Genomic DNA, 13871 nt, shown 5'->3' with positions numbered 1-13871 from the left:
CCTATAAAGGGGACCATGGCAAGATTCACGGGGTGGATAACGCGCGCCGGCGCGATCCTGAACAATGATGGCAAAGGCCCCTGGGGGGGCGGCAATGGTGGCGATGACGGCGACGGCGGTCCGCGCAATCCCTGGCAGGTGCCGCCGCAGGGCCGGCGTGCGCGCGGCGTGACCTCGCTCGACGAGTTTCTCAAACGTGCGCGTGGCGGCGGCGGTGGAAATGGCGGCGGTGGCGGCGGCGGATTTCAGGCGCCGGGCGGACGCAGCCTGTGGCTGATCGGCGTCGTGCTGATCGTGCTGGTCTGGCTTCTCTTCACCAGCTTTCATACCATCGGGCCGCAGCAACAGGGCGTGGTGACGACATTCGGCCGCTATTCGCGCACGTTGCCGCCGGGGGTTCAGTTCACGCTGCCTGCACCGATCAACAGTGTACAGAAGGTCGATGTCCAGCGCATTCGCGAGGATGATTTTCCCAAGGGGTCGAATGAAAATCTGGTGCTGACCGGCGATCAGAATATCGTCGACCTCAGCTATCAGGTGCGCTGGAACGTCTCCAACCCGCAGGATTTCCTGTTCCAGATTCGCGATCCGCAGGAAACCGTGCGCGCAGTCGCCGAAAGCGCGATGCGCGAAGTGATGGCGGAAACGACGCTGGACGAAGCGATCGGCGCCGGACGTTCGGAGATCGAGGCGAAGGTCGCGCAGCATATGCAGCAACTGCTCAACGAATATCAGTCGGGCATCGCTATTCAGGGCGTCGCGATCAAGAATTCCAGCCCGCCTGCGGAAGTCGACGAAGCCTTCAAGAAGGTGACGGCGGCGCAGCAGGGAGCGCAGGCCAATATCAATCAGGCGCGCGCCTATGCGCAGCAAATTCTCGCGAGCGCGCAGGGTGAGGCGGCCGAGTTCGACAAGATTTACGAACAATATCGGCTTGCCCCGGACGTGACGCGTCGGCGCCTCTATTACGAGACGATGGAGAAGGTTCTGGCCAATACCGACAAGACGATTGTCGAACCGAAGGGCGTGATGTCCTATCTGCCGCTTAAAGGCGCGCAGCAACTCACGGAGCCTAAGACGACAAGCTCTTCCGATTCCACCGGCAATGGAGGTGGCCAGTGAAGGTGTCGCTGTGGCGCAATCCGATGGTGCTTGCGGTGGTGGCACTGGTCGCGGTGATTATCGCGGCCAACACCTTCGCGATCGTACCCGAAACCAGACAGGCGGTGATTTTCCGCTTTCAGCAGCCCAGATATATCGTCAACCGCTATCAGCCGAATACGCCTCTGGGCAAAAGCGGGGCGGGGCTGATCGCGCGCATTCCCTTTATAGACCGGGTTGTCTGGGTCGATAAACGCGTGCTCGATCTGGAACTCGATAACCAGCCGGTGCTGTCGACCGACCAGCTTCGTCTGGAAGTGGACGCCTTTGCCCGCTTCCGCGTGGTCGACCCGCTGCGTATGGTGGTAACCGCCGGAACGGTCGATGCAGTGCGCACCGCGCTGCGTCCGTTGCTCGGTTCGGCGCTGCGCAACGAACTGGGCAAGCGCGAATTCGCCGCACTGCTAAGCCCCGAGCGCGGGCAGGTGATGGAAAATATCCAGCGCCAGCTCAATCGCGTTGCGCGGCAATATGGCGTGGAGATCGTCGATGTGCGGATCAAGCATGCCGACCTGCCGAGCGGCAGCCCGCTCGACAGCGCGTTCCAGCGGATGCGCACCGCGCGCGAACAGGAAGCGCTGACGATTCGCGCACAGGGGCTGAAGACCGCGCAGATCATCCGCGCCAACGCCGATGCGCAGGCCGCGAAAATCTATGCGCAGAGCTTCGGCAAAGACCCGAAATTCTATAATTTCTGGCGCGCTATGCAGTCTTATCGCCATACCTTCGGTGTCGATGGAACCAATCCGAAGGGTAAAACATCCATCATCCTGTCGCCGAACAACGAATATCTGCAGGAATTCGAAAAGGGCGGCGGCTGAACCGGTTGTTCATATTCAATCGAGGTTCAGCCTCGATGCGGCAGACAGCGCCATATTCGGCCTCAAGTGAATGAGAGGAAAGACATCCGTGCGATACGCTTATGCGATCACTACCGCAGCACTTCTTGGCGGCGCCGCCGCAACCATGGTGCTTCAGCCGCCCGCCGGCGCCCAGACCGCGCAGGAAAACCGCAGCGCGCTGGTGCAGGCGACGCCGCGTCCGGGCGCGCCCGCCAGCTTTGCCGACATGGTGGCAAAGCTGCAGCCCGCGGTGGTCAACATCTCCACCACGCAAAAGGTGAAGGTCGATAACAATCCGTTCGCAGGCACGCCGTTCAGCCAGTTCTTCCAGGGCGGTAAACCGGTCACGCGTGAAGCGGAATCGCTGGGTTCGGGCTTCATCATTTCCTCCGACGGCTATGTCGTTACCAACAACCATGTGATCGCGCCGGGCAGCAGCAATGCCGTGGTGCAGTCGATCACGGTAACGCTGAGCAACAACAAGGAATATAAGGCGAAGGTCGTCGGCCATGACGAATCCTCCGACCTTGCGGTGCTGAAGATCGAGGGCACCAATTTGCCTTATGTCACATTCGGCGATTCCAAGGCGGCGCGTGTCGGCGACTGGATCATCGCCATTGGTGAACCCTATGGTCTGGGCGGCACGGTGACGGCGGGTATCGTCTCGGCGGTGCATCGCGTCACCGGTCAGGGCGCCTATGATCGCTTCATCCAGACCGACGCCTCGATCAACCGCGGTAACTCCGGCGGCCCGATGTTCAACATGCAGGGCCAGGTGATCGGCATCAACTCGCAGATACTGTCGCCCACCGGCGGCAATGTCGGCATCGGCTTCGCGATCCCGGCGGATGAGGCCAAGCCGATCATCGAATCGCTGATGAAGGGCCAGAAGATCGAGCGCGGCTATCTGGGCGTCGGCATTCAGCCGGTGACCGACGATATCGCTTCCGCGCTCGGCATTCCGAAGAATCGCGGCGAGCTGATTTCCAGCGTCGAGCCCGACAGTGCGGCGGCGAAGGCCGGGATCAAACAGGGCGACGTCATCATGCAGGTGAACGGTCAGGATGTGACGCCCGACCAGACGCTCAGCTATCTCGTGGCCAATATCAAACCGGGCGAAACGGTTCCGTTCCAGTTGATCCGCGACGGCAAGACGATGACGGTCAAGGCCACGCTGGCGACGCGTCCGCCCGAATCGCAACTCCGTCAGTTCAGCACCGACCAGGACGATAACGGCATGCCGGATGGCAGCGACCAGAGCGCGAAAAACCCTGCCGAATCGTTGGGGGTCAGTGTCATGCCGCTGACGGCGCGTATTGCGCAGCAATTGGGTATACCTTCCAGCGTCCATGGCGTGGTTGTGCTCGGCACCGATCCGTCGAGCGATGCTGCGCAAAAGGGTCTGCAACGCGGCGACGTCATCGTGTCCGCCAATCGTCAACCCGTGACAACCCCCGAAGAACTGGGACGTGCCGTCAAGCAGGCAAAGGCTGCCGGTCGGGATCAGGTGCTGCTCTATGTCCAGCGCCGCAACATAGGGCGCTATGTCGCCATCGGCATCGAAAACAACAGCGACGAGGGGCAGTAACCTGCCTTTTTGCGGCGTATAAAAGCTGACGCGCCGCATATTTCGCGATACAGCTCCTGTCCGACGGGTTCGGGCAGGAGCTTTTTTATGAGCGGCGAAGACGGCGTTTTCATCGGACTGGGTGGCGGCAAGCGGCAGGAACTGGTGCTCAAACGCGCCAACCGCCACGGACTGATCGCGGGTGCCACCGGCACCGGCAAGACCGTGACGCTTCAGGGCATGGCAGAAAGCTTTTCCGATGCCGGGGTGCCGGTGTTCGTGGCGGATGTGAAGGGCGATCTGTCGGGCCTTGCCATGGCGGGGTCGGCGACCGCGAAAACGCACGAACCCTTTGCGAAGCGCGCTGCCGAGATCGGCTATACCGACTGGGCCTATCGCGAATGCCCGGTGCAGTTCTGGGATCTGTTCGGTGAGCAGGGGCATCCCGTACGTGCGACGATTTCCGAAATGGGACCGCTGCTGCTGTCGCGGCTGATGGACCTCAACGATACGCAGGAAGGGGTGATGACCATCGCCTTCCATGTTGCAGATGAACAAAAGCTGCTGCTGCTCGACCTCGACGATTTGCAGGCGATGCTCGTCTATTGCGCCGAACATGCCGACGAACTGTCGACCCGATACGGCAATGTGTCGAAGGCGAGCGTCGGTGCCATCCAGCGGTCGCTGCTCCAGCTTCGCAGCCAGGGCGGTGACCATTTCTTTGGGGAGCCCGCGCTCGATATCCACGACATGATCGCCACCGATGACAAGGGACGCGGCATCGTCAACGTGCTGGCCGCCGACAAGTTGATGGCCAGCCCGCGGCTCTATGGCACGTTCCTGCTGTGGCTGTTGTCCGAACTGTTCGAAACGCTGCCCGAAGTGGGCGATCCCGACAAGCCGAAGCTGGTATTCTTCTTTGACGAAGCGCACCTGTTGTTTGACGACGCGCCCAAGGCGCTGACCGACAAGATCGAACAGGTGGTGCGCCTGATTCGATCCAAAGGGGTTGGCGTCTATTTCGTCACCCAGAACCCGATCGACGTGCCCGACGATGTGTCGGGGCAACTCGGCAACCGCGTGCAGCATGCGCTGCGTGCCTTCACGCCGAAAGAGCAGAAGGCGATTCATGCCGCCGCGCAGACATTCCGCGCCAATCCCGGCGTCGATGTCGAAACCGTCATCACCGAGCTGAAGGTAGGTGAGGCGCTGGTGTCGCTGTTGCAGGCGGATGGTGCGCCGACGCCGGTCGAACGCACGCTGGTCAAACCGCCCGCAAGCCGGGTGGGGCCGGTGACGCCGGACGAACGCGAAACGCTGATCCGTACCGATGCGGTGGGGACCAAATACGATACCGCAATCGACCGGGAGTCGGCCGCCGAACTGCTCGATGCGAAGGCGAAGGAAGCCGCCGCTGCCGCTGTCGCCGCCAAGGCGAAGGACGATGCAGAAAAGGCCGAGGCCGAACGCGCCAAGGTCGAGGCCCGGCAGGCCAAGGAGGCCGAGCGTCAGCGCATTACAGAAGAGCGCAAGGCCGCCAATTCGCCCTGGTCGAAAGCGGCGCAGTCGGCGGTGCGTTCGGCCTCCTCCTCAATCGGGCGACAGGTGGCAAACGAACTGGGGCGGCAGATTTTCGGCACGTCGAGCCGCAGGCGCGGATCGCAGTCGCTGGGCGCGAAGCTGGTGCGCGGTGTGCTCGGCGGCCTGTTCAAAGGCTAAGGCCGGTCGGGACTGCCGCGTCGCTATGCTCCTCGCGGTGACGGCAAGGGGCGGATTCGCGCTTATCAGGCCGCGTGACAGCACCGGAAACGCATGGAAAGTGGCGGCGCGGGCGTTTCCCCGTCGCCCGCGCCGCCGGTCGTCAGCCTGCCATTCCGCCCGCAAGGGCAGCGAGCAGCAGCAGGGCAACGATATTCGTGATCTTGATCATGGGATTAACCGCGGGACCGGCCGTGTCCTTGTACGGATCGCCCACGGTGTCGCCGGTGACGGCGGCCTTGTGCGCTTCCGATCCCTTGCCGCCGTGATTGCCGTCCTCGATATATTTCTTGGCATTGTCCCATGCGCCGCCGCCCGATGTCATCGACAGCGCGACGAACAGGCCGGAGACGATCACGCCCAGCAGCATCGCGCCCAGCGAGGCGAAACCGTTCGCCTGACCCGCCACGGCGGTAATCAGGAAATAGACGATGATCGGCGACAATACCGGCAGCAGCGACGGCACGATCATTTCCTTGATCGCGGCGCGGGTGACGATATCGACCGTGCGGGCATAGTTGGGGCGCGTCGTACCCTTCATGATGCCGTCATCGTCGCGGAACTGGGTGCGGACATCCTCTACGACCGACCCCGCTGCCCGGCCGACTGCGGTCATGCCGAACGCCCCGAACAGATAGGGTAACAGCGCACCCAGCAGCAGGCCGACCACGACATAGGGGTTACTCAGCGAGAAATCGACGCGCAGGTCCGGGAAATATTTGCCCAGATCGGTCGTATAGGCGCCGAACAGCACCAGTGCCGCCAGCCCCGCCGAACCGATGGCATAGCCCTTGGTCACTGCCTTGGTGGTGTTGCCCACGGCGTCGAGCGCATCGGTGCGGTCGCGGACATCTTCGGGCAGGCCCGCCATCTCCGCGATGCCGCCTGCATTATCGGTGACGGGGCCATAGGCATCGAGCGCCACCACCATGCCGGTCAGCGCGATCAGCGCCGATGCGGCAAAGGCGATGCCGATGATCCCGGCAAGCTGGAACGCGGCGACGAATGCGATCAGGATGACGATGGTGGGAAGGGCGGTCGCTTCCAGACTGATCGCCAGCCCCTGAATGACGTTGGTGCCGTGGCCGGTGACGCTGGCGCGGGCAATGGATTTGACCGGGCGATAATTGGTGCCGGTATAATATTCGGTGATCCACACCAGCAGGCCGGTCAGCGCCAGCCCGATCATCATGCAGAAGAACAGATCCCAGCCGGTAAAGCTGTGCGCGGCAATGCCTGCGGTCGCTTCCGGCGTCAGTGCGGACGATCCGGCGTCGAGGAAACCGGCGCCGCCGATCACCGCGCCCATATCGCCCACCGCCCAGCGGGTGACGCCGTATATGGCGGGGACGGCAAGGATGACGGTGGTCCAGAATCCCTTATAGAGCGCGCCCATGATCGAGCCCTTGCCCAGCCGCACCATATAGGTGCCGAGGATCGAGGTGAGGATGCACACGCCCCCGACGATCAGCGGCAGCGCCATCAGCCGCATCAGGTCGGGCGCGGACGCCTGTACCAGCAGCGCGATCGAAACCATGGTCAGGCCGATGGTGACGACATAGGTTTCGAACAGGTCGGCGGCCATGCCCGCACAGTCACCGACATTGTCGCCGACATTGTCCGCGATCACCGCGGGGTTGCGCGGATCGTCCTCCGGAATGCCCGCCTCGACCTTGCCGACCAGATCGGCGCCGACATCGGCGGCCTTGGTAAAGATACCGCCGCCCAGCCGTGCGAAGATGGAAATGAGCGACGCGCCAAAGGCAAGCGCGGTCAGCGCCTCGATCACCTCACGCGAATTGGGGGCATGGCCGGCGGGTCCGGTCAGATACCAGAACACCCCGCAGATCGCGAGCAGCCCCAGCCCCGCCACCAGCATCCCGGTGATCGCGCCGGAGCGAAAGGCGAGCGTCAGGCCGCCCTGCATGCTGGTACGCGCGGCCTCTGCGGTGCGGACATTGGCGCGCACCGATATGTTCATGCCGACGAACCCGGCGGCGCCCGAAAGCACCGCGCCGATCAGGAAACAGATGGTCGAAAGCCAGCCCAGCGTGAAGGCAAGGATGATCGCGACGACGATGCCGACGATGGCGATGGTCATATACTGGCGGGAGAGATAGGCCTTTGCGCCTTCCTGAATCGCGGCGGCGATATCCTGCATCTTCGCATCGCCCGCCGGCTGGCGAAGCACCTGGCCGCTGGTGACAAAACCGTAAATGACGGCGATCAGTCCGCAGACGATCGCACAATAGACAATGGGCATCGTATCGACATCCTTCCCCTTTGGATGCGGTCCGTTCCCGATCGTTTACGCGCCGGAATACTCGACCGCGAAGCAACAGGTATATCGGCCAATCGAACGAGCGCAAGCGGCGCTATGCGGGCGGGCGTCAGCGGCGATGCTCGAAGCCGGTCCGATCGGGAAGCGGGATGGGAGCGCCGCCATCGGTCAGGAGCAGGCCGCTGCCGTGGTTGAAACTGCCAACGCGCGTGGCGGGGACGGACGGGCCGGTTCCGGGCGGCAGGGCGAAGAGCAGTTCATAGTCGTCGCCGGCCGTCACCGCCGCCATCCGGCTATCGCGGTTGTCCTTGCGATGGCCGATCAGAGCATCCGACAGCGGCACGGCATCCAGCGCAATGTCGACGGCCAGCCCGCTGGCGACGGCCATGCGCGATGCGTCGATCAACAGGCCGTCGGATACGTCCATCATCGCATGAACGATGGGCGCGAGTGCGCGGCCTTCGGCAAGCCGCGGGACCGGGCGGCGATAGCGGTCCAGTAATGTGTCCGGGCCGGCTTCGCCCTGTGCAATGGCAAGGCCCGCCCCCGCATCGCCGATCGTGCCGGTCACCCACAGGGCATCGCCCGCCTGCGCTCCGGAACGGGCAGGTGCGCTCTCCGCGCGACCGATGGCGGTCAGCGACAGGGTGCGCGCTCCCGTTGCCGCCACCGTGTCGCCACCCAGCAGGGGGCAGTCGAACCGCCGCATCGCACTGTCCAGCCCGGTCAGGAAGGCCGCGTCCCAGCCATTGTCGCCCAGCATATAGCCGAGCAGCACGCCGACCGGCTCCGCCCCTTTCGCGGCCAGGTCCGACAGGTTCACCGCCAGCAGCTTCCACGCCACATCGCCCGGCGGATCGTCGGGCAGGAAATGCACACCCTCGACAATCATGTCCTTGGTCAGCACCAGCGACCCTGCAGGCGCCAGCACCGCCGTATCATCGCCCAGATCCCGCGCCGCCGGATGCAGCGGCAGGCGCTTCAGCGCGGCAATGAACTCGGCTTCGGTCATGTCGGCGGGTTGTAAGCGCGGGCAATGCACACTGCCAAGCGGGTATCCGGTGAAAGCCATCTTAACCGGCATGCAACCATCTTCACCGGGAACCGGGCCTATGCGGATTCGCTTTGTTTGCGTGCGCCAAAGGCAAAGATTTCTGATGGGCGCATTGCCGGAACATACTACAGCGACAGGCGGGGGAGGGCGCGCGACAGCCCAAAGAGAAATAACGGAGTTGCAGCATGGCGAGAATCATTGTGGCCGAAGATGACACGGCGCTGGCCGAGCGATTGCAATCGGCGCTGATGACGGCGGGGCACGGCGTCGGAGTGCTCGACAATGGGGAGGATGCGCTCAAGGTAATTCGCTCCCGCCATCCAGATCTGGTCATTCTCGATTGTCAGATGCCGAAACTGTCGGGCATTCGCGTGCTGGAGGAAATGCGTAAATCGACCGACCTGTGGGATACGCCGGCGATGATGCTGGCCGAACGGCGCGGAGATAATGACGTTGCCCGCGCACTTTATGCGGGCGCTAACGATTTCGTGAAGAAGCCGGTGGATGCCGATGAGTTGGTGTTTCGCGCGGAGGGGCTGCTGGAGCATTCGGGGCGACGCACGAAACGGGCGCGGGAGGCACTACACGTAGCCTAGGGCTGAATGTCGATCCGTCCTAGTCGTCACTGTCCTGATCGGCGGCGTCGCCCTTGCCGCTCGCGCCTACGGGTACGGCCATCAACTGCGCCAGCTTGGCGCGGAATGCGCGCAGGTCACTGCCGGTCAGGCGTTCGGTCGACGACAGGCTGACCGAACGCGGGTTGATCGGGCGACCGTTCTTGCGCAGTTCGAAATGCAGATGCGGCCCGGTCGACAGTCCCGTCGAACCGACATAGCCGATCACATCGCCGCGCTTTACGCGTTCCCCGGCATGCACGGCGATCTTGCGCATATGGCCATAACCGGTGGAATAGCCGTCGCGATATTTCAGCCGGACGAAATTGCCATAGCCGCTGGCGCGTCCCGCAAAGACGATGGTGCCGTCGGTGGCGGCGTGGATGGGCGTACCGCGCGGGGCGGCGATATCGATACCGTCATGCATCCGCATCACATGCAGAAGCGGATGCATCCGCATCCCGAAGCCGGAGGTGATGCGGCCCTGTACGGGCATCATCATCATGCCCGTGGTCTTGCCGATGCCCTTGCTGGAATACCACCTATCCTTGCCGTCATCCTGCCAGCGCAGCAGGCGGACATCCTTTCCGTCATGATCCAGGCCCGCATAGAGCAACTGACCCAGTTGCACTTCGCCGGTGGCGGCGCGTTGCTGCTGAATGATGATGTCGAATGTGTCGTCGGAATCGACCTGCGTCATCGGCACCTTGGCGGCAATCGCCTTGATATAGGCGGCGACCGCACTGGCAGGCGCACCCGCCGCGCGTGCCGAACGATACAGGCTGGAACCGACCACGCCCTGAATCCGCAGCGGCGTATGGTCGATGGCGATCGGGGTGCGGGTGAGCGACAGGCCGCCTTCGCCGCGCGACACTTCCAGCGCCAGATCGAAACGGGCGCGGAAGGATAGTTTTTCAAGCGGACGCGGCTGCGACTTGTCGGCCCGGCGGCCCAGCGTCAGCGCGATCCGCGTCCCCGCTTTCAGGGCATCGTCGCCCAGCGCGTTGGTCACCAGTTGTGCGGCGGTATCGGCGTCGCCTTTACCCACGCCTGCGCGGCGCAGCACGCTTTCGAAATCGTCGCCTTTGCCGATCAGCGCATTGACGTCGATGATCGGGCGTTCGGGCGTATTGGCGAGAGGAGAAACCAGCCGGGTCGGCGCCATATGCGTGCCGGTGGTCGATCCCAGTGCCAGCGGAGAAAGCGTCTGGCTTCGCGCCGCTTCCCAGTCCGTGCCGTGCAGCGGAGCGGTGGTCATCGTGTCGATCGGGCGCATAATGCCGGGCGAAAGCATCAGCGTGACCGCACATAAACCGGTGCAGGTCGCAAGGCCGCGCCACCATTCGGCACTGCCGATCCGCGACCCGAGATCGGGCGTCAGGTCGAAATCGGGAAACCGGTCCTGAAGGCGGTCGGAAAAACTCTGAGGGCGCCGGGGCGCGAGTGCACGGCTGAAGGAAAGGGCACTGCTGCCCCCGCCCTGATCCAGTCCATGTTCGTTGCGCAAAAACACGGTGCGCCATCCCCCGCGAAACTGTGCCGATTGCCCGTCGGCCGACCGAATTCCTGTGCAACAAAAATGCTAAAGTCAAATTAACTTGGGTCTGGTGCCGCCATCGCTGCGATGAACCGTGCCAACCCTCGGACAAATGCTGCGACTCGCTGGAAAACTAAGGATTTTTACGGAACAAAATGCTCGCGCGCGCAATCTGCGGTTGCGCATTGCATTGGCAGACGCGATCTTGTCCGGTGACATGACTCGCTACGCTGACAGTCCGGTCACGGCGGTACTGGGGCCGACCAATACCGGCAAGACGCATCTCGCCGTCGAACGGCTGTGCGGCCATGCCAGCGGCATGATGGGCTTTCCCCTGCGGCTGCTGGCGCGGGAGGTTTATGACCGGGTGGTGGCCGCCAAGGGCGCCGAACAGGTCGGTCTGATTACCGGCGAGGAAAAGATCCTGCCGCCCAAAGCGCGCTGGCTGTTGTGCACGGCGGAGTCGATGCCGCTCGACCGGGATGCGGCGTTCGTTGCCATCGATGAGGCCCAGCTGGGTGCCGACCCCGAACGCGGGCATGTATTTACCGACCGGTTGCTGCGCGCGCGCGGACGCGACGAAACGATGATTCTCGGTTCGGATGCGCTGCGTCCGATGCTGTCGGCGCTGGTGCCGGAGGCGGAAGTGATCGGGCGCCCGCGTTTCTCGACGCTCAGCTATGCCGGAGCGAAGAAGCTGTCGCGCCTGCCGCGCCGGTCGGCGATCGTCGCCTTCTCCGCCGAGGAGGTTTATGCGGTTGCCGAAACACTGCGGCGGCTGCGCGGCGGCGCAGCGGTGGTGATGGGTGCGCTCAGCCCGCATACCCGCAACGCGCAGGTGGCGATGTTTCAGGCGGGCGAGGTCGATTATCTGGTCGCCACCGATGCGATCGGCATGGGGCTGAACCTCGATGTCACGCATGTCGCCTTTGCCGGTCTGTCGAAGTTCGACGGCAAGCGCAGGCGGCGACTGACCGTCGCCGAAATGGCGCAGATTGCGGGGCGCGCGGGGCGGCATCAGCGCGACGGCACCTTCGGCACGCTGGCGGCGGAGGGGCCGGGGGCGTTCACGCCCGAAGAAGTGCATGCGATCGAGGGGCATCACATGCCGCGCCTCGATTTTCTCTACTGGCGCGACGGGGCGCCGGATCTGTCGAGCGTCGATGCGCTGATCGCGGGGCTGGAAGCGAAGCCCGGTCCCGGCGTGTTGCGTGCGGCGCCGCAGGCGGTCGATCTCGCCGTGCTCAAGCGGCTGGCGGAGGAGGACTGGGTACGCGCGCGGGCGCGGACACCTGCGGGCGTGGCAAGGCTGTGGGCGGCCTGCGGCCTGCCCGATTTCCGCAAGCTGGGGGTCGACCCCCATGCGCGCTTCGTCGGGCGCCTGTTCGCCGACCTGACCGAAGGCAATGGCCATATTCCGGCCCACTGGTTCGCCGGCGAAATTGCAAAGCTCGACAATGTGCAGGGCGATGTGGAGACGGTTGCAGGGCGGATCGCGGCGGTGCGAAGCTGGGCCTATATCGCGCATCGCGCCGACTGGCTGGCCGAACCTGCGCACTGGGCGGAGCGCACCCGCGCGATCGAGGAGCGGCTGTCCGATGCGCTCCACCAGCGGCTGACCCAGCGTTTCGTCGACCGGCGTACCTCCGTCCTGCTGAAACAGATCGGCGCGGGCAGCGGCGACCTACCCGTCGAAATCGGGCCGGAAGGAGAGGTGACGGTCGAGGGGCACGCGCTGGGTACGCTGTCGGGGTTTCATTTCACCGTCGCCCCCGATGCGCGTGCAGGCGACAAGCGGATGCTGCTTGCCGCCGCCGAGAAGCGGCTGGGCGGAGAATTGGCACGACGGGCGAAACTGCTTGCTGAAGCGCCGGACAAGGCAATCACCCTGTCTGCCGACGGCGAAAACCTGATCTGGGAAGGCGGACCAGTGGCGCGGCTGGCGGCGGGGCGTGCACTGATACAGCCTGTGCTGACGCTTGCCCGACCGCTGGCGGCGCTTGATCCGGCGGAACGCGATGCAGTGCAGGCGCGGCTCGACCATTGGCTGGCAAGCGCCGTCGGCCGGCATTGTACGGCGCTCGTCCGACTGGAGGCGCTGACCCGCGATGCGCAGGCGGATGCCCCCTTGCGGGCGGTGGCGGCGATGCTGCTCGACCATGGCGGGATCGTGCCGCGCGACGTGCTGGGCGAATCGATCGACGCGCTGGAGGCCGCGCATCGCAAGCAGTTGCGGCGGGCGGGGATTACCATCGGCACGCTCGATCTGTTCGATCCGCGGCTGTTGAAGCCACAGGCGGCGCGCCTGCGTCATGCGCTGTTTGCAGCGCGCGGCGATCCGGTGGGGGCGGTGCCGCCGACCGGGGCGACGGTGCTGGCGCGCGGTGCGCCGGGTGCGAGCGTGGCGATGGGATTTCGGGGCATCGGTGGACAGGCCGTGCGCATCGACCTGATCGAACGCATTGCCCGCACCGCGCACGACCTGCGCAAGGGACGGCTGCCGTTCGCGCCGGACCCTGCGCTCGCCACCTCGATCGGGATGACGCCGGAAACGCTGGGCAAGCTGATGGCGCGGCTGGGCTTTCGCAGCGTCGAGGCACAGGAAGGCAGGCCGCACTGGGCCTGGCGCGGCCGACCGACACCGCGGCGGCGCAAGACAGTCGAGCGGCCCCAACCCGGCAATGCCTTTGCCGCGCTCGCCGATCTGGACCTCGACCATGGATGACCGGACGACGATGCGGATCGACCGCTATCTGTGGTGGGCGCGGATCGCCAAATCCCGTTCTGCGGCACAGGCGATGGCACATTCGGGACTGGTGCGGCTCGACGGGCGCCGGATCGAACGGTCGCACACCCCGGTACGAACCGGCTCGATCCTGGCTTTTGCGCGGCAGGGGCAGGTACGCGTGATTCGCATCCTTGCGCTGCCGCAACGGCGCGGACCACCGGCGGAGGCGATGCGACTCTACGAAGAACTGCATACCAAATCGCCAAACCCCGTTGACGTGTCGGGGGCTGCCGCATAGCAGGAGGCGTTCATTCGCTAGGAGCCATCTT

10 protein-coding genes are annotated in these 13871 nt (G+C 64.5%); 7 read left to right on the top strand and 3 right to left on the bottom strand.

The genetic code is table 11. From position 1 onward, the window contains the following. Nucleotides 1-15: 15 nt before the first annotated feature. The 4 genes from hflK (at nucleotide 16) to FHR23_RS06280 (ending at nucleotide 5289) form a co-directional block, all read left to right on the top strand. Nucleotides 16-1122 carry an FtsH protease activity modulator HflK gene (hflK, locus tag FHR23_RS06295; RefSeq protein WP_184002000.1) on the top strand — a complete coding sequence of 369 codons (1107 nt, stop codon included), beginning with the start codon at nucleotides 16-18 and terminating at the stop codon, nucleotides 1120-1122. A 23-nt stretch (nucleotides 1123-1145) separates the two neighbouring features. After that, the gene (gene hflC / locus FHR23_RS06290; protein WP_184002222.1) at nucleotides 1146-1982 is read left to right on the top strand and encodes a protease modulator HflC; all 837 of its coding nucleotides are present in this window, start codon (nucleotides 1146-1148) and stop codon (nucleotides 1980-1982) included. An 88-nt stretch (nucleotides 1983-2070) separates the two neighbouring features. After that, nucleotides 2071-3591 (top strand): Do family serine endopeptidase, encoded by a 1521-nt coding sequence (locus tag FHR23_RS06285; protein WP_184001999.1) that lies wholly within the window; start codon nucleotides 2071-2073, stop codon nucleotides 3589-3591. Between the two features lie 87 nt (nucleotides 3592-3678). After that, nucleotides 3679-5289 (top strand): helicase HerA-like domain-containing protein, encoded by a 1611-nt coding sequence (locus FHR23_RS06280; RefSeq protein ID WP_184001998.1) that lies wholly within the window; start codon nucleotides 3679-3681, stop codon nucleotides 5287-5289. A gap of 142 nt (nucleotides 5290-5431) precedes the next feature. On the opposite strand, the gene FHR23_RS06275 is transcribed toward FHR23_RS06280, so the two are convergent. Both FHR23_RS06275 and thiL read right to left on the bottom strand, forming a co-directional pair. Further along, nucleotides 5432-7591 (bottom strand): sodium-translocating pyrophosphatase, encoded by a 2160-nt coding sequence (locus FHR23_RS06275; protein ID WP_184001997.1) that lies wholly within the window; start codon nucleotides 7589-7591, stop codon nucleotides 5432-5434. Nucleotides 7592-7718: 127 nt separating this feature from the next. Beyond that, nucleotides 7719-8621 (bottom strand): thiamine-phosphate kinase, encoded by a 903-nt coding sequence (thiL, locus tag FHR23_RS06270; RefSeq protein ID WP_184001996.1) that lies wholly within the window; start codon nucleotides 8619-8621, stop codon nucleotides 7719-7721. Nucleotides 8622-8848: 227 nt separating this feature from the next. On the opposite strand from thiL, the gene FHR23_RS06265 reads away from it, so the two are divergent. Then, nucleotides 8849-9259, top strand: coding sequence for a response regulator transcription factor (locus FHR23_RS06265; protein ID WP_184001995.1), 411 nt, complete (start codon nucleotides 8849-8851; stop codon nucleotides 9257-9259). 19 nt (nucleotides 9260-9278) lie between these two features. Here FHR23_RS06265 and FHR23_RS06260 read toward each other — a convergent pair whose 3' ends face one another. Next, entirely contained in the window at nucleotides 9279-10790 is a 1512-nt protein-coding gene (locus FHR23_RS06260; RefSeq protein ID WP_184001994.1) for a peptidoglycan DD-metalloendopeptidase family protein, read from the bottom strand. Nucleotides 10791-11031: 241 nt separating this feature from the next. Here FHR23_RS06260 and FHR23_RS06255 point away from each other — a divergent pair, with 241 nt between their 5' ends. Both FHR23_RS06255 and FHR23_RS06250 read left to right on the top strand, forming a co-directional pair. Further along, nucleotides 11032-13539 carry a helicase-related protein gene (locus FHR23_RS06255; RefSeq protein ID WP_184001993.1) on the top strand — a complete coding sequence of 836 codons (2508 nt, stop codon included), beginning with the start codon at nucleotides 11032-11034 and terminating at the stop codon, nucleotides 13537-13539. Continuing rightward, a complete protein-coding gene (locus tag FHR23_RS06250; RefSeq protein WP_184001992.1) occupies nucleotides 13532-13840 on the top strand; it encodes a S4 domain-containing protein in 309 nt (102 codons plus the stop codon). Before FHR23_RS06255 ends, FHR23_RS06250 begins: the two co-directional genes overlap by 8 nt. The last annotated feature ends 31 nt before the right edge of the window (nucleotides 13841-13871 follow it).

This window comes from Stakelama sediminis (assembly GCF_014199335.1).
GTDB classification, from domain to species: domain Bacteria; phylum Pseudomonadota; class Alphaproteobacteria; order Sphingomonadales; family Sphingomonadaceae; genus Sphingomonas; species Sphingomonas sediminis.
Note: the sequence above shows the minus strand (reverse complement) of the source record. Positions and strands in the feature narration are given on the sequence as shown.

Excerpts from the sequence above, each read along its gene's own strand:
- hflK (WP_184002000.1), top strand. The coding sequence starts at position 16 with ATGGCAAGATTCACGGGGTGGATAACGCGCGCCGGCGCGATCCTGAAC.
- hflC (WP_184002222.1), top strand. The coding sequence starts at position 1,146 with ATGGTGCTTGCGGTGGTGGCACTGGTCGCGGTGATTATCGCGGCCAAC.
- FHR23_RS06280 (WP_184001998.1), top strand. The coding sequence starts at position 3,679 with ATGAGCGGCGAAGACGGCGTTTTCATCGGACTGGGTGGCGGCAAGCGG.
- FHR23_RS06275 (WP_184001997.1), bottom strand. The coding sequence starts at position 7,591 with ATGCCCATTGTCTATTGTGCGATCGTCTGCGGACTGATCGCCGTCATT.
- thiL (WP_184001996.1), bottom strand. The coding sequence starts at position 8,621 with ATGACCGAAGCCGAGTTCATTGCCGCGCTGAAGCGCCTGCCGCTGCAT.
- FHR23_RS06265 (WP_184001995.1), top strand. The coding sequence starts at position 8,849 with ATGGCGAGAATCATTGTGGCCGAAGATGACACGGCGCTGGCCGAGCGA.
- FHR23_RS06255 (WP_184001993.1), top strand. The coding sequence starts at position 11,032 with ATGACTCGCTACGCTGACAGTCCGGTCACGGCGGTACTGGGGCCGACC.
- FHR23_RS06250 (WP_184001992.1), top strand. The coding sequence starts at position 13,532 with ATGGATGACCGGACGACGATGCGGATCGACCGCTATCTGTGGTGGGCG.